The 22,149-nt window shown below is 44.5% G+C and carries 20 protein-coding genes; 4 read left to right on the top strand and 16 right to left on the bottom strand.

The genetic code is table 11. From position 1 onward, the window contains the following. Positions 1 to 4: 4 nt before the first annotated feature. The 5 genes from sucA to sdhC form a co-directional block, all read right to left on the bottom strand. Positions 5 to 2,827, bottom strand: a complete 2,823-nt coding sequence (gene sucA / locus AC0L6N_RS07005; RefSeq protein WP_473480081.1) for a 2-oxoglutarate dehydrogenase E1 component — start codon at positions 2,825 to 2,827, stop codon at positions 5 to 7. Between the two features lie 177 nt (positions 2,828 to 3,004). Then, positions 3,005 to 3,715, bottom strand: a complete 711-nt coding sequence (locus AC0L6N_RS07000; RefSeq protein ID WP_006993808.1) for a succinate dehydrogenase iron-sulfur subunit — start codon at positions 3,713 to 3,715, stop codon at positions 3,005 to 3,007. 14 nt (positions 3,716 to 3,729) lie between these two features. Further along, complete coding sequence (sdhA, locus tag AC0L6N_RS06995) at positions 3,730 to 5,499, bottom strand: succinate dehydrogenase flavoprotein subunit (protein WP_011574618.1); 1,770 nt, start codon at positions 5,497 to 5,499, stop codon at positions 3,730 to 3,732. After that, complete coding sequence (sdhD, locus tag AC0L6N_RS06990; protein WP_011574617.1) at positions 5,500 to 5,847, bottom strand: succinate dehydrogenase, hydrophobic membrane anchor protein; 348 nt, start codon at positions 5,845 to 5,847, stop codon at positions 5,500 to 5,502. After that, positions 5,841 to 6,215, bottom strand: a complete 375-nt coding sequence (gene sdhC / locus AC0L6N_RS06985; protein ID WP_033187562.1) for a succinate dehydrogenase, cytochrome b556 subunit — start codon at positions 6,213 to 6,215, stop codon at positions 5,841 to 5,843. The genes sdhD and sdhC overlap by 7 nt, the downstream gene beginning before the upstream one ends. 412 nt (positions 6,216 to 6,627) lie before the next feature. Here sdhC and gltA point away from each other — a divergent pair, with 412 nt between their 5' ends. Then, positions 6,628 to 7,908 carry a citrate synthase gene (gltA, locus tag AC0L6N_RS06980; protein ID WP_473480080.1) on the top strand — a complete coding sequence of 427 codons (1,281 nt, stop codon included), beginning with the start codon at positions 6,628 to 6,630 and terminating at the stop codon, positions 7,906 to 7,908. A 92-nt stretch (positions 7,909 to 8,000) separates the two neighbouring features. Here the strand turns inward: gltA and AC0L6N_RS06975 are convergent, their stop codons facing one another. Then, complete coding sequence (locus AC0L6N_RS06975) at positions 8,001 to 9,446, bottom strand: phosphohexomutase domain-containing protein (protein WP_473480079.1); 1,446 nt, start codon at positions 9,444 to 9,446, stop codon at positions 8,001 to 8,003. Between the two features lie 28 nt (positions 9,447 to 9,474). Then, a complete protein-coding gene (locus AC0L6N_RS06970; protein ID WP_473480078.1) occupies positions 9,475 to 10,896 on the bottom strand; it encodes a mannose-1-phosphate guanylyltransferase/mannose-6-phosphate isomerase in 1,422 nt (473 codons plus the stop codon). A gap of 284 nt (positions 10,897 to 11,180) precedes the next feature. On the opposite strand from AC0L6N_RS06970, the gene tcdA reads away from it, so the two are divergent. Next, positions 11,181 to 11,972, top strand: coding sequence for a tRNA cyclic N6-threonylcarbamoyladenosine(37) synthase TcdA (gene tcdA / locus AC0L6N_RS06965; RefSeq protein ID WP_473480076.1), 792 nt, complete (start codon positions 11,181 to 11,183; stop codon positions 11,970 to 11,972). A 24-nt stretch (positions 11,973 to 11,996) separates the two neighbouring features. Here tcdA and AC0L6N_RS06960 read toward each other — a convergent pair whose 3' ends face one another. Beyond that, positions 11,997 to 12,734, bottom strand: coding sequence for a hypothetical protein (locus AC0L6N_RS06960; protein WP_473480075.1), 738 nt, complete (start codon positions 12,732 to 12,734; stop codon positions 11,997 to 11,999). A 124-nt stretch (positions 12,735 to 12,858) separates the two neighbouring features. Here AC0L6N_RS06960 and AC0L6N_RS06955 point away from each other — a divergent pair, with 124 nt between their 5' ends. After that, positions 12,859 to 13,800, top strand: a complete 942-nt coding sequence (locus AC0L6N_RS06955; RefSeq protein WP_473480074.1) for a LysR family transcriptional regulator — start codon at positions 12,859 to 12,861, stop codon at positions 13,798 to 13,800. A gap of 23 nt (positions 13,801 to 13,823) precedes the next feature. After that, positions 13,824 to 14,237, top strand: coding sequence for a hypothetical protein (locus tag AC0L6N_RS06950; protein ID WP_011574609.1), 414 nt, complete (start codon positions 13,824 to 13,826; stop codon positions 14,235 to 14,237). A 167-nt stretch (positions 14,238 to 14,404) separates the two neighbouring features. On the opposite strand, the gene AC0L6N_RS06945 is transcribed toward AC0L6N_RS06950, so the two are convergent. From AC0L6N_RS06945 to msbA, 8 genes are all read right to left on the bottom strand, one after another. Further along, entirely contained in the window at positions 14,405 to 14,905 is a 501-nt protein-coding gene (locus AC0L6N_RS06945; protein ID WP_473480072.1) for a DUF2919 family protein, read from the bottom strand. A gap of 19 nt (positions 14,906 to 14,924) precedes the next feature. Next, the gene (locus AC0L6N_RS06940) at positions 14,925 to 15,290 is read right to left on the bottom strand and encodes a GNAT family N-acetyltransferase (protein WP_473480071.1); all 366 of its coding nucleotides are present in this window, start codon (positions 15,288 to 15,290) and stop codon (positions 14,925 to 14,927) included. Between the two features lie 67 nt (positions 15,291 to 15,357). Continuing rightward, positions 15,358 to 17,136, bottom strand: a complete 1,779-nt coding sequence (locus tag AC0L6N_RS06935) for a GGDEF domain-containing protein (protein WP_473480069.1) — start codon at positions 17,134 to 17,136, stop codon at positions 15,358 to 15,360. A gap of 158 nt (positions 17,137 to 17,294) precedes the next feature. Next, positions 17,295 to 18,293 carry a D-cysteine desulfhydrase family protein gene (locus tag AC0L6N_RS06930; RefSeq protein WP_473480067.1) on the bottom strand — a complete coding sequence of 333 codons (999 nt, stop codon included), beginning with the start codon at positions 18,291 to 18,293 and terminating at the stop codon, positions 17,295 to 17,297. A gap of 57 nt (positions 18,294 to 18,350) precedes the next feature. Beyond that, positions 18,351 to 19,115, bottom strand: a complete 765-nt coding sequence (gene kdsB / locus AC0L6N_RS06925; RefSeq protein WP_011574604.1) for a 3-deoxy-manno-octulosonate cytidylyltransferase — start codon at positions 19,113 to 19,115, stop codon at positions 18,351 to 18,353. Positions 19,116 to 19,127: 12 nt separating this feature from the next. Beyond that, a complete protein-coding gene (locus AC0L6N_RS06920; protein ID WP_006992455.1) occupies positions 19,128 to 19,331 on the bottom strand; it encodes a Trm112 family protein in 204 nt (67 codons plus the stop codon). Positions 19,332 to 19,339: 8 nt separating this feature from the next. After that, complete coding sequence (lpxK, locus tag AC0L6N_RS06915; RefSeq protein ID WP_473480065.1) at positions 19,340 to 20,323, bottom strand: tetraacyldisaccharide 4'-kinase; 984 nt, start codon at positions 20,321 to 20,323, stop codon at positions 19,340 to 19,342. Beyond that, a complete protein-coding gene (gene msbA, locus AC0L6N_RS06910; RefSeq protein WP_011574602.1) occupies positions 20,320 to 22,077 on the bottom strand; it encodes a lipid A export permease/ATP-binding protein MsbA in 1,758 nt (585 codons plus the stop codon). The genes lpxK and msbA overlap by 4 nt, the downstream gene beginning before the upstream one ends. Between the last annotated feature and the right edge of the window lie 72 nt (positions 22,078 to 22,149).

Raw genomic sequence — 22,149 nt, 5'->3', positions numbered from 1 at the left:
ATCCTTATTTAATAGTTAATGCATCATCAACCAACTCTTTTTGCTGCTGGTTGTGAACAGAAATATACCCTACCGCTGGCGACGCAGATGCGTTACGACCGGCATAGCTTAATTTTGCGCCGTTAGGAATAGCTGACCAAAAATGGTGTTGACTACAATACCAAGCACCTTGGTTTTGTGGCTCTTCTTGACACCAAACCCAATCAGTAACGTGTTTGAACTTATTAACGATAGGCTCAATTTCAGCGTGCGGGAACGGATAGAGTTGCTCAATACGAATAATAGCAACATCATTCTGCTCACTCTTACGGCGCTGATCAAGTAAGTCATAATATACTTTGCCTGAACACATCACGACGCGCTTCACCTTCGAGGCATCCATTTCGTCAATTTCATCAATCACGTTTTGGAATACGCCAGTCGACAATTCCTCAAGAGAAGAAACGGCCAATGGATGACGTAACAATGATTTAGGTGACATAACAATTAGTGGCTTACGCATTGGGCGAATAGCCTGACGACGCAACATGTTGAAAACCTGAGCTGGCGTTGATGGTACGCACACCTGCCAGTTATGGTCAGCACACATTTGTAAGAAACGCTCTAAACGTGCCGAGCTATGCTCTGGGCCTTGACCTTCGTAACCATGAGGAAGCAGCATAGTAAGACCGCATAGTCGGCCCCATTTGGCTTCACCTGAACTTAGGAATTGGTCAATAACCACCTGAGCACCGTTGGCGAAATCACCAAATTGAGCTTCCCAAATGGTCAGTGTACCTGGTTCTGCTGTGGCATATCCGAATTCAAAGGCCAGCACGGCCGCTTCTGATAAAACAGAATCGTATATTTCCATGGTCCCCTGTTCAGGGTGTAAATGCGCAAGTGGCATATACGCTTCGCCATCACCTTGACCATGTAATACAGCATGACGGTGGAAGAAGGTACCACGACCAGAATCTTGACCTGTCATACGGATGTTTGAGCCACGGTCAACGATAGAGGCGTAAGCTAGATTTTCGGCCATTCCCCAGTCAAGTAATTTTTCACCAGCAACCATAGCGCGACGGTCTTGATATAGCTTGGCTACGCGAGATTGTAACTTGTGATCTTCTGGATAAGTACATAACTTATCGCCGAGATCTTTAAGCTTCTCTACACTGATTTGCCCCTCATAAGGTGCAGTCCAGTCGTGGCCAAGATACGGAGTCCAATCCACTGAATGCTCAGTCATTGGGCGCCACTCTTCTACCACACAAGCACCGTGATCAAGTGCCGCGCGATAATCAGATACTAGCTTGTCTATTTCATGAGATTCAATAGAGCCTTCGGCTAGCAATTGCTCTGCATAAAGCTGACGAGGAACAGCATGCTTTTTAATCTTCTTGTACATCAACGGCTGAGTCGCACTCGGCTCATCGGCTTCGTTGTGTCCGTGACGGCGGTAACAGACTAAATCAATTACCACGTCGCGTTTAAATTTATTACGATAATCAAGGGCTAGTTTAGTCACAAACATAACGGCTTCAGGATCATCTGAATTTACGTGGAAGATAGGCGCCTGTACCATTTTAGCAATATCAGTACAGTATTGAGTTGAACGCGTATCTTCCGTATTGGATGTGGTGAAACCAACTTGGTTGTTGATAACGATGCGAACCGTACCGCCCACTTTGAAACCACGTGTTTGAGACATGTTAAAGGTCTCTTGCACTACACCCTGACCAGCAATAGCGGAATCACCATGAATAGTAATCGGTAATACCACAGAGCCATCTTCACAGTTTCTGCGATCTAAACGCGCGCGCACCGAGCCGATAACCACTGGATTAACAATTTCTAGGTGAGACGGGTTGAAAGCAAGTGCTAAATGCACGTTGCCGCCTGGGGTAGCGTAATCTGACGAGTAGCCAGCATGGTATTTAACATCGCCAGCACCTAAAGTGTTGTCGTGCTTACCAGAGAATTCATCAAATAAAACCGACGGGTTTTTGCCTAGTACGTTAACAAGAACGTTAATACGTCCTCGGTGAGCCATACCGACAACCACTTCTTTCGTGCCACATTCGCCAGCATGACTAATCAAGCCTTTGAGCATAGGCACCAATGCGTCACCGCCTTCAAGAGAGAAACGTTTAGCCCCTGGGAATTTAGCCCCTAGGTATTTCTCCATGCCATCAGCAGAAATTAGACCTTTAAGAATGGCGACCTTCTCATCTCGAGAAATTTCGGGTTTAGCTTGTACAGATTCAATTCTATCTTGTAACCAGCGCTTTTGTTCTGTATCGGTAATGTGCATGTACTCAGTACCAATAGAACCACAATAAGTACGGTTAAGTGATTTGAATAAATCACCTAATTTCATACTGTCTTGGCCTATGGCGTAAGAGCCGACATTATATACAGTGTCGAAATCTTTTTCTGATAACGAGTGATGCGACAATTCCAGATCGCGAACCCTGGGTTGTTTCCAAAGCTCTAATGGATCAAGATTTGCGTGCTGGTGACCGCGAAAACGGTATGCATTAATAAGCTGTAAAACTTTGACTTGTTTCTCGTCGCTGGCATGAGATGTACCAGTAGAAACAGTCCCTGCTCGAGCAACAGGACCCAGTGCAGCTAGTGCTCGAAATTGGTCACGAATTTCACTGTGCTTAGTCTCAAGTTCAGCTCCTTCGACCTTAGGTAATTTGTCGAAAATAGCACGCCATTCGTCAGATACGCTTTTCGCGTCTTCAAGATATGCTTCGTATAGTTCTTCTACATAAGCAGCGTTGCCACCAGCCATGTGAGAAGAATCCCACCATGCTTTCATCACGCTTTGTTGCATTGTTGTCCCTTGAATTTTATTAAGACTCACAATTAAATGTGCAGATGCACACGACCTTTTAAAGGTTTGCTGATGCTCACCTTAACTTACAGTTTGTAAACTAAAAAAATAGCCACCCGATTTGGGATGGCTATTTAGACATTATCATTCTGCAGAGATAACTTACAGAATTAAAAACTAAACAGCCCGCTGTAACAGCATGGACTTGATGTGTCCGATTGCTTTGGTCGGGTTTAACCCTTTCGGACAAACGCTAACGCAGTTCATAATCCCATGACAACGGAACACACTAAATGCGTCATCTAGATCGCCCAAGCGTTGTTCGGTTGCAGTATCACGGCTATCAGCCAAGAAGCGGTAAGCGTGCAATAAGCCCGCAGGACCGATGAACTTGTCAGGGTTCCACCAAAATGAAGGACAAGAGGTTGAACAGCAAGCACATAAGATACACTCGTACAAACCATCTAACTTCTCGCGCTCTTCAGGTGATTGTAAAAACTCACGTGCTGGCGGTTGGTTGTTGTCGTTAATCAAGAACGGCTTGATTTTTTCGTACTGGGTATAGAACTGAGTCATATCAACGACTAAGTCACGTACCACAGGTAAACCAGGTAAAGGGCGAACAACGATTTTCTTGCTACCAAGGGCAGACAAAGGTGTGATGCACGCCAAACCGTTTTTACCGTTCATGTTCACACCGTCAGAGCCACAAACACCTTCACGGCATGAGCGACGGAATGACAACGTTGGATCTTGTTCTTTCAACGCGATAAGTGCATCAAGCACCATCATGTCTTGACCTTCTTCAACCTCAAGTTTGTAGTCTTGCATACGAGGAGCATTGTCTACATCTGGGTTATAGCGATAAACAGAAAATGATAATTGCATATGCTTAACTCCTCTTAGTAAGTTCTAGCTTTCGGTGGGAAAGCTTCACGTAGTTTAGGTGTCATGTTTACGTCACGTTTTAACATTTTGTCACCTTCAGGCAAGTAAACAGAGTGACACAACCAGTTGTCGTCATCACGGTCAGGGAAATCGAAACGACTGTGCGCGCCACGGCTTTCTGTACGGAAATTAGCGGCTACAGCTGTGCTGTATGCGGTTTCCATCAAGTTGTCTAATTCAAGACACTCGATACGCGCTGTGTTGAAATCGCTGCTCTTGTCATCAAGACGAGCTGATTTCAAACGCTCACGAATTTCGCCGAGCTCTTTAAGACCTTCAGCCATTGCATCGCCTTCACGGAACACCGAGAAGTTAAGCTGCATGCATTTCTGTAAGTCTTTCTTAATCTGTACAGGGTCTTCACCTTTACCAGATTCTGAGTTTTCCCAGCGATTAAAGCGCACGAGTGCAGCGTCGATGTCATCTGAAGACGCTTCGCGGCTTTCAATTTCGTCGATAGCTTTACCAAGGTGTAGTCCAGTCGCACGACCAAATACCACCAAATCAAGTAACGAGTTACCGCCAAGACGGTTTGCACCGTGTACAGATACACATGCAATTTCACCACAAGCGAATAAACCTTGAATTGGCTTTTCGTTGCCTTGTGCATCAATGCTTAACGCTTGACCGTTCACGTTGGTTGGAATCCCTCCCATCATGTAATGACAGGTAGGGATCACTGGAATAGGTTCTTTTACAGGGTCAACGTGGGCAAACGTACGTGACAATTCAAGAATACCAGGCAAACGAGACTCAAGTACGTCTTTACCTAGATGATCCAGTTTTAACTTGAGGTGCGTACCCCAAGGGCCTTCACAGCCACGGCCTTCGCGTATTTCAGTCATCATCGAGCGGGCAACAACGTCACGACCGGCCAAATCTTTTGCATTTGGCGCATAACGCTCCATGAAGCGCTCGCCATCTTTGTTAAGTAGGTAACCGCCTTCACCGCGACACCCTTCAGTTACCAGTGTTCCTGCACCAGCGATCCCCGTAGGATGGAACTGCCACATTTCCATGTCTTGCATAGGTACACCAGCGCGGATAGCCATACCAACACCGTCACCCGTGTTAATGTGGGCGTTGGTAGTAGAAGCGAATATACGCCCTGCTCCACCGGTTGCTAACACAACCGCTTTTGATTTAAAGAAAACCACTTCACCGCTTTCGATATCAATTGCGGTACATCCAACAACGTCACCATCTTGGTTTTTAACTAAATCAAGGGCATACCATTCACTGAACACTTTGGTTTTGTTTTTTACGTTTTGTTGATACAACAAATGCAAAAGCGCATGGCCAGTTCGGTCAGCTGCGGCTGCAGTGCGTGCACCCTGTTCGCCACCAAAGTTCTGAGATTGACCGCCGAAAGGACGTTGGTAAATTTTACCGTTTTCGAAACGAGAAAAAGGCAAACCCATGTTTTCCATTTCGATAATGGCTTCAGGGCCTGTTTTACACATGTATTCAATGGCATCTTGATCGCCAATATAGTCTGACCCTTTTACGGTGTCGTACATGTGCCATTCCCAGTTATCTTCGTGGGAGTTACCCAGTGCTACCGTAATACCACCTTGGGCAGATACTGTGTGTGAACGTGTTGGAAATACTTTAGATAGTAATGCGCAAGATTTTCCTGATTCAGAAATCTGCAATGCTGCGCGCATGCCTGCACCACCGGCACCAATTACTACCGCATCGAACTCGTGAACTGGAATACTCATTTATAGACCCCACAAAACAAATAAACCTACAGCAACATAGACAAACGCCACTAGGTTAATAAAAAATTGCACAACAGCGCGAAGGGCTGTTGATTTGACGTAATCGGTTAGCACTTGCCAAAAACCAATTCTAATGTGCAGCATCACAGACACTAACGCTGCAAAAGTGAATACTTTCATGCCTAAAGAAGAAAACAACTCGTGCCAGATTTCATAGGTCACTGTTGGGGTGCTAAGGAAAAACCACAGCATGTATAAAGTAAACGCAGTCATGATGATGGCAGTGGCACGCACAGTAACGTAATCCTGAACGCCGTCACGCTTAAAGTTAGCTTGGTTAGTTAGCATAATAAAACTCCTACAACGACAGTCAGAACAATCCATAAACCGATAACGATTTTCGCACTGATATTCCCTGACTCAAGTTCTTCCCAGTAACCCATGTCCATCACTAAATGGCGCAGACCGCCAAGAATGTGGTAGGTGAGCGCTGAAATGGTACCGATAGCGATTATTTTACCGATAACTCCCGACATCTGTTCTTGCACAAATGCAAAACCGTCTGGAGAAGATACAGATTCCGCCCAAGCCCAGATCACAAACAACAACGCAAAAAACATTGCGACGCCGGTAATGCGATGAAGGATAGAAGTTATAGCTGCAGGGGGAAAACTGATTGTGTTTAATTGTAAATTAACTGGTCTCTGCTTTTTCACGTTTTGATGCCTGTTTTACCCGTAGGTTGTCTAGTCATTGTTTGGTAATGTGTTGCACCTTACCAATCGCTTAAAGATACATGTGTCCTACCGCCTAGATTGTTGCCATATTGTAAACAAGTTGTTGCTTTTATTATTCATGTTAACAAGAGCTAGACGACAGGCACGAGTATATCCAGCGACGCCAATAAATACAATTGTTGTTCGTTATTAACGGTTTATAATCAAGCATAAATTATATGCATAATTAGAATGAATATTCAGGGTAGAATGAGGGTGAATAATTATTAAGCGAAAATGGTTTTAAATTGACTTATGGCGTCAACCTGAGTACAAATAGCGCCAATTTTTCCCGATAATCATCATAAAATGCGGTTTATCGCAAACAGAACATTTCTGAGGAGAGCAATACATGGCAGACAATAAAGCCACTTTGAAAGCAGGTGATGTAGAGGTCGAACTTCCGATTCTATCTGGTACTGCAGGGCATGATGTAATCGATGTACGTACGTTGGGAGCCAGCGGTTATTTCACTTTCGATCCGGGCTTTATGGCGACAGGTTCATGTGAGTCGTCAATCACATACATAGACGGCGCAAAAGGTATTTTGCTCCATCGCGGCTACTCAATTGAAGATTTAGCACGCGACGCTGACTACATTGAAGTATGTTACATGTTGTTACATGACAAGACGCCAACGACTGAAGAGTATCGCGAATTTAAAGACACCATCACGCGTCATACCTTGGTTCACGATCAGGTTAATAACTTCTTCCGTGGATTCCGCCGTGATGCTCACCCTATGGCGATGTTGTGCGGTACAGTTGGCGCAATGGCTTCGTTCTATCACGATGATTTAGACATTTCAGACGCAGATCAACGACTACGCAGTGCGTATCGTTTAGTCGCTAAAATGCCGACTTTGGTCGCCATGTGTTACAAGTACAATATTGGTCAACCATTTGTCTATCCACGTAACGATTTGTCATACGCTGAAAACTTCTTAAATATGATGTTCTCTGTGCCGGCTGAAGATTACAAAATCAGCCCTGTGGTAGCTCGCGCAGTAGACAGAATCTTTACATTGCACGCAGACCATGAGCAAAACGCGTCTACGTCTACCGTACGTTTAGCGGGTTCATCAGGCGCTAACCCTTATGCATGTATTGCCGCTGGTGTTGCATCATTATGGGGACCTGCTCACGGTGGTGCCAACGAAGCTTGCTTGAACATGTTGCAAGAAATTGGTTCAGTGGATCGCATTCCTGAATTTATCGACCGCGCAAAAGATAAGAACGATCCTTTCCGCTTAATGGGCTTTGGTCACCGTGTTTACAAAAACTTTGACCCTCGTGCAACCGTTATGCGTGAAAGCTGTCACGAAGTATTGGCTGAATTAAACATTGACGATCCATTGTTGAATGTTGCCATGGAGCTAGAGCGTATTGCCCTTAGCGACCCATACTTCGCTGAGAAGAAATTGTTCCCGAACGTAGATTTTTACTCTGGCATTATTCTTAAAGCAATTGGTATTCCAACGAATATGTTTACCTGTATTTTTGCTTTAGCAAGAACGGTAGGTTGGGTATCTCACTGGCATGAAATGTTGAGCCAGCCAGGTCAGAAAATCGGCCGTCCTCGTCAACTATACACTGGCGAAGCACAACGTAAATACAACAAAATCGACAAATAATGTTGATAATTGAATAAAAAATAGCGCCAATTGGCGCTATTTTTTTATGTGGCTTTAGGCAATAACGTCGTCACTGCCTATTATTTTTAATGCTATTTCAATATGTCTAATAACTCTTTTGTTTTAGCTTGCATAAGTGGTATGTCACCTCGTGACTCCACATTGAGTCTTACAACGGGTTCCGTATTAGACTTACGCAAATTAAAGCGCCATTTATCAAACTCTAAACCAATGCCATCGGTGTAATCCACTACAGTTGCTTTACTTTCGTAAGCCTGCAAAATTTCCGCGATAGATGCATCTGGGTTTTCTAACGTAGAATTAATTTCACCTGATGATGGGAACGCAGCAATCCGTTGGGCGACCATTTCTGATAAAGGTTTATTTTGTAAACACAGTAGTTCAGCGACCAATAACCAAGGGATCATACCTGAGTCACAGTAAGCGAAATCACGGAAATAGTGATGAGCACTCATCTCTCCGCCATATACTGCATCGTCTGCACGCATACGCTCTTTGATGAATGCGTGGCCTGTTTTACTCTTAATCGGCACACCACCTGCATTTTTCACGATGTCTTCGGTATTCCAATACACCCTGGGATCATAAATAATTTTGGCCCCCGGGTCTTTTTCTAAAAAGGCTTGCGCTAACAAACCAACGATGTAATACCCTTCGACGAACTCACCTTTTTCATCGAATAAAAAACAACGGTCAAAGTCACCATCCCATGCTATTCCCATATTTGCCTTATTCTGGATAACTGCATTTGCAGTATCCGCGCGGCTCTCTGGTAACAAAGGATTAGGTATACCGTTTGGAAAATGTCCATCAGGTTGGTGATGAATTTTTATAAATTCGATGGGCACACCTTTTTGTAGAAAGGCAGATTCTATTGCATCCAAAGCTTTACCTGCTGCCCCATTGCCCGCATTTACCACCAATTTAAGGGGTGAGAAATTATTAACGTTTACATAGCTTTGCATATGTTCAACATAAGCATCCATGATAGAGATGACGTTATATTGACCACTTGCTTGTAACTTTTCAGGCGCAACACTACATTTTCCCTGAATGAATTCATCGTCAGTAACAAACGCTGTTGAATATTGCTTAAGACCAGTCTCTACTTCGCTTTCACTGAAACTTTCAGCTAAGGCTTGTACTGCGAACAACCCCGTATCTCCGCTAACTGGGCGTGAGCCCTCTTTTACAAGCTTCATTCCGTTGTAATCTATGGGGTTGTGACTCGCCGTCACTTCTACGCCGCCATCAACACCAAGATGTTTGGTGGCAAAATAAATTTCCTCGGTGCCCGTCATGCCTAAATCGCTGACCGAGGCTCCACCATCAATCAAGCCGGCAGACAATGCGAGTTTCAATGGCTCGGAAGTAAGACGCACGTCCCCCCCCACTACTACCGTTTTCGCACTAAAGTGCTGAGCAAACGCCCGCCCTATACGATAAGCAATGCGCTCGTCTAACTGTTCAATCAGCTTGCCGCGAATGTCGTAGGCTTTAAAACAGGTAATCTTCATTTCATCAAATCCTTGTCACTCATTATTCTTATTTAGACTCAACGCGACCGTAGCGATCAGAAAAACGCACAATGTCGTCTTCGCCCAAGTAGGTACCTGATTGCACTTCAATAAGCTCTAAAGGAATTTTTCCTGGGTTTTCTAATGCGTGAATAACGCCAACTGGGATATAAGTTGATTGGTTTTCGCATAACAGTAAGGTTTCTTCACCGTTGGTGACTTTGGCCGTTCCTGCCACTACGATCCAGTGCTCTGCTCTGTGATGATGCATTTGCACGGAAAGCTTTTCTCCCGGTTTAACCGTAATACGCTTCACTTGAAAACGTTCACCGTTATCGATTGAGTCGTAGCTACCCCAAGGACGGAATACTTCACGGTGAAATTCAAACTCTGGTCGTTTTTCCGCTTTAAGTTTGTTCACTACATTTTTGATATTTTGTACTTTATCTTTGTGGGCAACCAAAACCGCATCTTTGGTCTCAACCACAACGACATCATCTAAGCCAACCACCGAAATAAGGCGCTGCTCGGCGTTAATGTAACTGTTGTGAACGTCGTCTAATATCGCATCACCGATGATCACGTTTTGATTTTCATCTTTTTCTTTTGCTGTTTCCCATAAGGAAGACCAACTGCCCACATCGCTCCAACCTGCATCTAATGGCACAACAGCGGCTGAATCAGTCTTTTCCATTACAGCGTAATCGATAGAATCATCAGGGCATGTAGCAAATATATCTGCATCAACCCGCACGAATTCTAAATCAGGGGCTTCTGTCGCAATCGCACGTTTACAGATATCCAACATGTCGGGGGCGTACTTTTCGAGTTCTTCTAAATAACGGCTCGCTTTGAATAAAAACATACCGCTGTTCCAGAAATAGTTCCCTGAGTCTACATATTGCTGCGCCGTAGCCAAGTCAGGTTTCTCAACAAACTCAGCCACATCAAAGCCCACTTCAGCTTGCGCTACTTTTGCACCGCTACGAATATAGCCGTAACCTGTATGCGCGCTGTCTGGCACTATGCCGAATGTGACTAACTTACCCTGCTCTGCCAGTACTTCAGCTTGGGCAATGGCTTTATGAAACGCTTTGTTGTCATTGATTAAATGATCCGCAGCAAGTACCAACAAGTTTGGATCTTCACCGTTTAGTGAGGCATGTAATGCAGCGAGCGCAATCGCAGGAGCGGTGTTGCGACCCATAGGCTCTAATAAAATGCCACCGTGCTCTATGTTTTGCTGGCGTAACTGCTCTGCGACAAGAAAGCGATGGGAGTCGTTACAAATGACGATAGGTTGTTCTGCTTGAGTACCCTCTAACCGCGCAACAGTATCTTGCAACATCGTCAAATTCGACGTTAAGCGTAAAAACTGCTTAGGCAATGCCGCACGAGATTTTGGCCATAAACGGCTTCCGCTACCACCGGCTAAAACGACTGGTTTCATTTCACTTTCCTTTTTAATTATCTTTACTATTTTACGGCTAATATTTTGTGCTGGAATACTATTAAAAGCCCGCGATTAATTCAATGTACTGGGCGTTTATATGCTTAAAAAACCACGCTTTTTAACGTTTATTAAGCGTTGTACCCAGCAATTATCAAAATACCGGGCTAAGATCGAAGCTGACTACTTGCAAAAAGCGTACCTTACCCTGATATAATAACTATTAGATATTAAGGTACGATTACGTTTTTATACTCTCTGTCAATTAGCATGGGTCCAATAGCATGAGTCAATTTTCACAACGCTTCGGCGGCACGCAGCGTTTATATGGCATAAATGAAACAGACACTCTACGTGCATCCCATGTATGTATTGTTGGCATTGGTGGTGTCGGCTCTTGGGTAGCAGAAGCGTTAGCACGCAGCGCCATAGGCCATATCACGTTAATCGACCTGGATGACATTTGCGTTACCAACACCAATCGGCAAATTCACGCTTTGCAAAGTACTATTGGCGAGGCAAAAGTCGATGCCATGCGTGAGCGTATTTTACAAATTAATCCTGACTGTAAGGTCGATGTTATCGAGGATTTCGTTACCCCAGATAATGCCAAGGAACTCCTTAACAAACATATGGACTACGTGGTCGAGGCCACGGATAGCGTAAAAGCGAAAGCTGCAATGATTGCTCACTGCAAGCGCACTAAAATCCCTGTCATCACAATAGGTGGAGCCGGTGGTCAAATTGATCCTACGCAAATAGCGGTAGCTGACTTGGCTAAAACCATTCAAGACCCATTAGCCGCTAAGCTGCGCTACGTATTGCGAAAAGAATACGGTTTTACTACCAATTCAAAACGGCGTTTTGCCATCGATTGCGTTTTCTCTACCGAACAGCTGCGTTATCCTCAAGAGGATGGCTCCGTTTGCCAGACAAAAAACTTAACCGATGGCAGCGTCAAACTTGACTGCAATAATGGCTTTGGTGCATCAGTAGCGGTCACTGCTTCATTTGGCTTTGTTGCAGCGGCCCGAGTGATGAAAAAAATCCTAGATAAAGCGAGTCAGACCGTCTAGCGTTCCTTCTACCGCGCAAAAATTTTATATATTTGCTCTATATTTCTTATAGTCAAGGTACCCACTTATCAATAACCAAACTGAAATGGCGGATATTAAAAATATCGTATTTTCAGCAAGTTGCAGTACCTCCTCACTGAGAACAGATGTGGCAAAAATCAATAGCAAGTAATAAGGTAAATTCAGTAAGCCGGCAAACCAAACCACGTTGAACGATCTATTTTGCTCACCTTGTTTGAACATGTAGAAAGCTAACGAATTAATATGGATCATAGCAATCAATAAGTATTTGATGGAAAGCCCATCGGTTGCTTTGTCATCTTCATGTTGGACGCCCGACGTGGCTTCAGACTTACTGTGATCAGGTACTTGAATAGTGCCATGATATACGCCGTCTGTTTCTGGGCTCTTTTTTTCATTATTGGGTTTCGCGAGTCGATGTCCAAGACAGTAATTAATGCATGACCCAAGCGTTGCCGCGACGACCATACACAAAGTCAAATACACTATATCCTGCCACTGCGGCTTGGCTAACACCACGAGCAACACCGCGAAAAACTGGCCAGGAAAATAGAACCCCACATACACTATCGACTCAGCCAAAATAATAATCAGAATCAACGCATATAAGTATCCAGCAAAAGCAACTTTGAGCTCTTCAAGTATCGTTATGCCAGAGGGCATAATGTCTAGATGGATAAGTAACGAAAAAACACCGATCGAAAGTAAAGCAGAAAGCGGTAACAAAGAGTGATAACGCATAAGATTGCAGTTGAGTAAATAATGAGTAATTTACGCTAAATCAGAGATTTGAGATCAACTTAAGTTGTTTTTGAAAGCAACAGCCCCTAGCATAGCCCTATCCTTTCGATAAAATAGAAACCTAATGTATCGTGCAAAAACGACTCTAGAGCAATGGCGAATACTGCAAGCCGTTGTCGATCACGGTGGCTATGCTCACGCGGCGGCTCATTTAAATAAAAGCCAGTCGTCCTTGAATCATGCGGTTGCTAAGCTTCAAGACCAACTTGATGTAAAGCTGCTTGAGGTTAAAGGGCGAAAAGCATTCCTCACCGAAGCCGGTGAAGTCATGCTGCGTCGCTCTCGCCATCTAACGCAAAACGTGCAAGATTTAGAAGAATTAGCCGCGAACATCAACCAAGATTGGGAGCCCGAAATTACCATTGCTGTTGACTTAGCCTACCCAAAGAAGCTCCTTTATCCGGCATTGAAAACATTTTATCCTGAAAGCCGAGGCAGCCGGTTACGCATTATCGAAACAGTATTAACCGGTACAGAGGAAGCGATTACCGATGGCTGGGCTGACATAGTGATATCCCCACTAATGCCCAGAGGTTTTTTAGGTGAGCCGATTGCGGAATGTTCATTACATCCCGTTTGTCACCCCGAACATCAACTTGCAGCACTAGATGGCCCCGTCGAATTAAATGACTTACAGCAACACCTTCAACTCGTCATTAAAGATACATCCAACACCCCAAGCGAAAAACAAGGCTGGTTAAAATCAGAACAGCGTTGGACAGTCAGCACCTTTGAAACGGCAATTGATTTATTGTTGCAAAATATTGGCTTTTGCTGGCTACCAGATTTTATCATCGAAGATTCAATTGCTTCGAATTCGCTTCACCGTTTGCCCATAAAAGGCAGTAGCTTACGCCCGCTGATTTGTTACGTGGTTAAACCTAAACCAGACTCTTGTGGGCCTGGCACACATTTGCTTTATCAAACACTGATTCAACAAAGCACCTTTAATAGCTTTTACAATAGCTCGCTCAGTAACTCGTACACTAACTCGTATAAAGAATAATAACGTCAATATTGGAGACCAAGATGCAAATGACCCAAGAAGAACTCACCCAACTTATGATCGATAGCGCGCAAAATGCTATTGAAACGACCGAGCAAGAGTTCGGCATCATCTTAGATGAAACAGAACAAAGTCTTTCTTTAGTAGATGATGTTATTTTGAGTTGGCTTGGCAAGTATGAATCGCAAGCGTTAGAAGATAACGCCGTATTCACTATTTGTAATATATACGGGGCTTATGTCGGCGAGTTATTTCGCCATAAAGTCGGCGGCTTTTGGAAGTACGATGAATCCGATAAGCGCGCACCCTATGTCGTGCTGGAATACGCTGGAAACACCTACGCATTCGCAGGGATCTGTTATCAACGCCTAGTCAATGACAGTCAGGTCAGCGTGAAAAACTATTTCGAGCAAGCGGTCGCCAATAACGTTCAGTAATGTGTTAATAAACTGCTTCGGCGCCCTCCCCGCCGAAGCAGTTTAACCATTCAAATGAAAGGAAGAAAAGGAATTGAAGTGATAAAATCAAGATTCTCGTACGTTTACCCTTTCCCTAGGTAGGTGTTTATTGAAGCGCAACCGGCGAGAAAATAGTAATAGCTCGATTATCTTGGTTGCTCTTTAGGGCCCATTCCTTCTTCTGCCTTCATCCAGTCACGCGTCAACAAGGTTAAATGCAGATTTTTTTTGACCCAGTAGAGATAAATACAATCTAGCAATAGGGTTAACGCAATAAGCCACGAAAAGCCCCAGTTTTGTTTAGCGGCGATAAAAACGTGAAAGCCGATATCAACAAATAGACTTAAGAGAATAAAGGGCTTGATTAAACGAAAAGAGAAACGTGCTCGGGTGTCCCATAATTTTGTGCGAAAACTAATCAGCAAAACAACCAGAAATCCAGGCAAAGCAATCAACAAACTAGAATAGAAATAGCTATTGTGCGGATAAAACAGCGCTAATAAGGCCCCGCTATCTTGACGAAATGTCAATGAAGCGACAAACACCCACATAGGGCGACAAATATAAAATAAACACCATAAAATAGATTTTGATGGCTTAACACGCCCAGCGTCGTCGTAATATTTTAAGGGTAACAGTAATCGCATAAATCGAACCGTTTACAGGTTAAAGTGTTTTAGCAAAGTGATGGCTGGAGATAACAAATCCTGAGCGTAAGTAAAACTTGTGGGCTTGAAAGCGCTGGACACCGGAGTCAAGATGGATTTGCGCGCAGTTCATTGTTTTAGCGTGCTCTTCTAACCAGTTAAGCATCGCAAACCCAATACCTTTGGAACGTGTATCTTTATCTGTGACTAAATCGTCAATGTACAAATGCTTACCCCAAGCAAGATTTTGGCTTATGCGAAAACCAGCAAGACCAGCGACGCCATTGCTGCATTTGGCTTGTAATAATTGGAATCCTTCGCCCTTTTGCACCTTAACTTGCTCGATGAACTGCGCTTTACTGAGATGCGGTCGAAGCTGACTCATAAGCGAAAAACACTCGTTTAACTGCGTTTTCGTAGTCACAAGGCTAAGTGCCATGTCTACCATAGGCCTATTCCTTTAGGGCAACAAAGGAGTCACGCATATCTGACAGCACATCTTCAATATCAGACAGTCCCTCGACGGATAAATACACGCTCATTTGGCTCTCAATGGACACCTTCTCTCCTACCGTTGCAATAAACTGGGTGTCCGCAAGTCCGTTTTGTACCCGCTCGAAGAACTCCCGCGCCAAAGACTCATTAATACTGCGTAAACAAACAACAAACTGCTCGCTGCCAACCCGCCCGACAATGTCTTCTTCTCTTGTCACTTTATGTAAGCATTCTGAAACAGCAGTCAGCGCCCTTTCTTCAGCAATATGGCCGTACTTTTGTTTTACCGTTCGAGCATTACTAATATCGATAAGCGCGAGCGCATTGGTCCGTCCATCTTGTGCTGTCGGTAAACGGCGCATGAGTGCAATCACCGCTCTTTCATTCAACAAACCGGTCAACGCATCAGTACTCACTCGCTTTATGTAGCGTTTTACCACAAAGAAATACACACCCGCTAACAGCATAATAAACGCTAAACTCAACAACACAATCGAGCGGTATTTTTGCGCCTCTTGCTGTTCCAGTTCGCTTTCTAATGAGGTGATTTGTCCGTGAAGGTTCGCTACACCTAATACGCGTCCCGAGTGTTGTTGATCCAATATTTGCTGATTACTCACCTCGGCGTAGTGCCTAAAGGTTCTTTGCGCTTGTTTTAGATTACCGGTGTAAAAATACGCATGCGTCATGACCCAAAGGTAGTCTCTTTTTGCCAAGAATTTTTTATGCTCACTGCTGCTTAACGCTTCTTGTTCAGCTAAAAATCTCTGCACACATTGTGCGTCGTCATCGTGGATACATAGGGCAACCGCGTATAACTTCGCGTTACGATGAATGATTTTGCTACTCACTTTAGGTAGGTAGAAATTTAACTTTAGTAGGCTATTACGCAAATTCTCATACTCTTCTATTCGAAAGTAATAGCGACTCTCTGCGTAGTGTAACCAAGTATTCGTTAACGGCGTATTCACGCCCAAATTTGCCTTTCTAAATATTTCGATGTTTTCTTTCGCCGCGACAAAATCTCCACTGGCCATATTGGCACTGATTGCGCTAATCAGCGTCGCTAATTGGTTGCTAGTTTCATACACTTCAAGCCCCATGTGGTAAGACTTTAAATATTGTTCAGCGGCTAATTCGTTCTGCCCTATGCTGCCGTAAAGCAACCCAATATTATTATGGATATGAGCGATAGCGGCCACGTCGCCAATTTCTAAAAACTGTTCTAGCAACGCATACAATTTACCCAGCTTGACCGAGATGTCAGTGTTATGTTGGTTACATACAGTAATTAAACCTAATTGTGCGCTCAAATAAATATCAGAGAATCGGTCTCGAGCGAGCTCTTGTGCTTCAGCATAATAGTCACAGCGTTGGGGGTTTTCCTGTACATCAAGAATGAAACCGGCCTGATATACTGCCCCGGCATACAAAGCACTGCTTTGATTAACCGCTTCATCTTCAAGCAAGGCGTCCAAAATATCTTGTGCCTGACTGTATTGACCGACACAAATCAATGAATGGGACTTTATCAAACTCAGTCGATCTTTTTGCGCCTTGGCCAAATCATCGTTGGCTAAGTAACTATTCAAGGTTGGGGTAATGTTGCTTTTAGGACAATCATAAGTCGCTGCTTGCCCAGCAATAATGAATTTTTCTACTTCTTCACTATGATCCCCATAAGCGTAAGACGCACACAGCCAAAACAAGACGTTTATCGCCAACAACGCTTTCACAACATCACCATACTCTTATACTAAAGGAGGGGGTAAACCATAGTGTTTCAGAAAAATTTTATCCAGCATTAAATGCCCGCCACTGCACAGAAATCGTGCAATTGGGGGATAAACTTGCCTTAAGTCACGTTTAACCAAAAAAATCGTTGGAAAATCAATCAACTTGGTTGTAATGCATCGGCATATGCAAAGATAGCAGGCGCCCCACCAGTGTGCCAAAAAAGCACATTACTGTTTGAAGCAAAACGACCTTGACGGATCATGTCAATTAAACCGCCCATCGCCCGCCCAGTGTATACAGGGTCTAATAATATTCCTTCAAGTTGGGCGCACAAAGATATCGCTTCACGCTCTAAATTGCCCACCACGCCATATCCTTGTCCGATATAATCATCGATTAACTGCACGTCATCCACGGTACCATCGTAGTCAATCGAGAATGTTCGAGCGGTATCCTCGATCAGCGTTTGCAGCTGAGATTTAAAGGTATCTTTGCCTTGCTCATCTTTATCAATATTAATTCCAATAATATTACTGGCGGCATCACACAGCGCTTTTCCAAGCACTAATCCGCAATGGGTTGCTCCCGAGCTAGACGCGAAGACAATATCTGAAAATTCAATTACTTGACTACTAGCGTGACACTGCTGTTGTAGCTCTTTGAAGGCGTCGATAAACCCGGCTGAACCTATGGTATTAGAGCCCCCATACGGTACAACATAAGGTCTCTTACCTTGCTTTTGCAAAGTGCTGACAATATCAGGAATATCTTCACCTTTGCGCTTCTGACCAGCCCAATGAATACGTGCTCCAAATAGCTGGTCAAGAAGTAGGTTTCCGTTCGCGCTAATTGGGGCCTGCCCGCCCAAGACCAAATGGCATTCTACCCCCAAGGTAGCGGCTGCTGCGGCAGTCTGCCTGCAATGATTTGACTGAGCCGCACCTGCAGTAACGATACAATCACAGCCTTTGGCTAGCCCATCAGCTAATAAGTATTCGAGTTTACGGGTTTTGTTGCCCCCAAGCGCTAAACCGGTAAGGTCATCTCGCTTGATATAAATTTGTGGGCCACCGAGGTGAGCTGATAAACGGGCTAATTTATGAATGGGCGTAGGGAAAACGCCCAATTCTATTTTTTTAAGGGCGCTTAAGGGCATTTTGGCTCTCTACCATTGTGAATAAAATACACCAACACACGAAACTGTGTTTGTGCGTTAAAATTTAAGGGAAGGGTCGGCGAGAATACGCTTCAAGTCTTCAGGAGTATCAATGCCTGCGGGCGGCGTTTTACGCGCGATATCAACATGAATTTTCTCACCGTGCCACAACACACGCAATTGCTCTAATGACTCGATTTGCTCTAATCCTGACGGTGACATGTTCACATATTGTTTTATAAAACCCGCACGATAGGCATAAATTCCCACATGGCGCAGGTAATAATCACCGATTTCATCAATGATATCTTCATCCAAAAAGCGCGCCCGATCATAAGGTATTGTTGCCCGCGTGAAATACATGGCATAACCTTGCTTGTCTAACACGACTTTGACGGCATTAGGATTAAATGCTTCTTCTACATCGACTATTTTAACCGCCAAAGTGGCCATTTCGGCTTGTTGATGATGATGTAGGTTTTCTGCCACTTGTTGTATGTTCTCAGCAGGAATAAACGGCTCATCACCTTGAACGTTAACCACAATTTCCTGAGACAGCATGTCCTGCATTTCCACCACTTCAGCCAATCTCTCAGTACCGGACTCATGATGAGCCCCAGTCATGCAATATTTTCCCCCAAAATCACTCACCGCTTTTGCGATGCGGGCATCGTCAGTGGCTACAATCACATTTGACGCACCTGATTCAATAGCGCGATCATATACATGTTGCACCATAGGCTTACCATTGATTTCGACTAGGGGTTTGCCCGGAAATCGAGTGGAGGCGTAACGTGCAGGAATGATAACGTTGAAGTTCATATGGCAACCTTACTATTTAATTTTTTCTAGTTCTTCGCTTGATAGCACCAGTGCTTCTGTTTCAAGCAACACTGGGATATTTTGCTCGATTGGATAAGCTAAACGATCGAAACGACATACCAAGCGTTCATTACCATTGCTGTCTTTGTTTAAAATAAGCGTACCTTTGCACACAGGACAGGCTACGATTTCCAGTAGTTTTTTATCAAACGCCATCTTTTATCTCACTTTACGTTGCGTAATTTCATTAATAATTGTTGTTCAAACTCGCTATCAAGATTGGCATCCACCGGTAAATACCACCAATCATCGTGGGCGAATGCTCGGCATTTAACCGCGTCTTTCTCTGTCATTAGCACTCGCTCTTTAGGCAAATCACTTGCTTGAAACGCGTGGTGATCCACAAAGCTCAAACAGCTTTTAAGCTTTACCTTGTGCCGCTCTAATAATTTATAAAATCGTTCCGGGTGACCAATACCGGCCGCTGCAATAACCGGAGCATCCAACTCACTTAGCGCTAAGTGCAAAGTTGGGTTATTCAGGTTGACCAACTCACTCGGCGCTAATGACATTAGCCATTCACCACTTTGCGTGTCTTGGCCATTGACCACAACAAAGTCTACTTGCCCTAAGCGAGCGGTAGATTCTCTCAGCGGCCCAGATGGCAGCAAAAAATGGTTTCCCGTACGCCGTTTGGCGTCCATCACCACAATTTCAATATCTCGTTGCAGCGCATAATGCTGCAAGCCGTCATCACAAATTATGACGTCACAATCGTGCTCTTCAACTAAACACTGGGCACCGCGTCCGCGATGGGGATCAACCACCATGGGGCAATGAATGCGCTGGCGCATCAATACGGGTTCGTCGCCAACTTCGTTTGGTTGACTATTGCGTGTCACCGCGCAAGGATAATCACTGCTATTACCGCCGTACCCTCTACTAAGGACCCCAGGCCGATACCCATTTGCCTGCAGAAGCTGGGCTAAATGCACAACAAGAGGTGTTTTACCGTTGCCCCCCACGCTGATATTACCCACGATAATCACTGGCGCAGACACCTTGACTGAGCTTTTCAAGCCAGTCAAAAACGCCCATCTTCTGGCCTTAGATATCAGCCAGAAGAGCACAGTCAATGGCACTAATAACAGAATGCTCGGCCATTTGTACCAGGGTTGCTGATACCAAACACGCTCTATCCATCTCACGCGTCAGTTTGCCCGTCGCCGAATTGTAATTTATGTAGCTGAGCATACGCGCCGTCCTCGGATAATAACGAAGCATGATCCCCCTGCTCTAAAATACGCCCTCTCTCAATAACCAATATCTGATCGGCACTTTCAATGGTAGATAAGCGATGAGCCACAACAATGCTGGTACGATCTTGCTGCAGCGTTTCGAGCGCATCCTGGATCAATCGCTCTGACTCCGTATCAAGCGCCGATGTTGCCTCATCAAGAATCAGCACAGGTGCATCAAGCAGCACAGCTCGGGCAATGGCCAAACGTTGACGTTGTCCGCCAGACAGCATCAAGCCATTTTCACCGATGAGTGTTTCCATGCCGTTGGGTAACTGCTCTATAAACTCTAAAGCGTGGGCAGTTTTTGCCGCAGCCAACACTTGCTCGGGGGTAACGCGCCCTTCTGAGCCGTAAGCAATGTTATTAGCAATCGTATCGTTAAAAAGTGTGACGTGCTGAGACACTAGCGCAAACTGGCGACGTAAATCCTTCAGTTTGAAATCTTGCAATGGCACATCGTCGAGTAAGATAGTCCCTTGCTGCGCATCATAAAAGCGAGTTAATAGGCTCGATATGGTTGATTTACCACTGCCTGAACGCCCTACCAGAGCAAAGGTTTTCCCTGGCTCTACCGTGAATGACATATCCGATAACGCGGCCTCTTCCTTATTAGGGTAATGGAAGGTCACGTCTCTGAACTCTAATTTGCCCTTGGCTTTGTCTAGCACTTTGCTGCCGGTATCTTTTTCTATGGCATTGTCTAGCACTGAGAAGATACTCACACATGCAGCCATGCCCTTTTGAAACTCACTGTTTACCGTGGTGAGCTGTTTCAACGGTTTAAGTAGCATGGTCATAGCCACCACGACGGTTACAAATGTTCCAGGAGTTAAATCAGTGATGAAATTTGGTTTACTAGAGATGTATAACACGACGGCCAGTGCAACAGAGGCAATCACTTGAATCGATGACACACTGAGAATTTGCGCAATTACCAGCTTCATATTCTGCTGACGATTATTGTTGTTCTTTTTAGCGAAACGCGAGGCTTCTAAATCTTGCCCGCCAAACATCAATACCACTTTGTGGCCTTTAATAATTTGCTCTGCAGAGGATGTTAAGTTACCCATGGCTTGCTGAATATTTTTACTCACCAGACGAAATCGCTTGCTCACAACAGATACAATCATGGCCACAAGCGGGCCAATCAAAATAAAGACTAACGACAACTGCCAAGAATGATAGAACATCCAAAATAATAAGCCAAAGACCAACGCTCCTTCTCTGACCAAGGTTAAGAACGCTTTACCTGCTGCGCCCGCGACTTGCTCGGTATCGTAAATAACTTTTGAGATAAGCTGCCCAGAGGGATGATGATCGTGAAACTCAACGGGCAAATGCATGTACTGATGAAACAATTGCTCGCGCATCTTCATCACCACCTGGCTTGATATCCAAGACAAGGTATAGGTACCCATAAAATTAAATATGCCACGGGCGATAAAAACGGGGATAACAAAATAAGCAGCTATGCGCAGATAATCGTAATCCCACTTGCCCCCATTGCCATCAATAATAGGTTGCAGCAAGGAAATAACATAAGCATCGATCAGGGAGTACCCGACCATGCCAATAATCGCTACACCAAAGGCAAGCTTGAAGTCTTTTAGGTAAACGGCGAAGCGTTTGAACACATTTTGCGTGGGTAAAGTATGAGTCATGAAGGCGTTAGAATTCGACTTAGTTAAGGTTACACAGGGATATTGTAACTGTTGAGGTGAAAATCCCCAACT

Source organism: Paraglaciecola sp. G1-13, assembly GCF_055809255.1.
The sequence above is the reverse complement of the archived record's forward strand: the minus strand, read 5'-3'. Positions and strand labels throughout refer to the sequence as shown.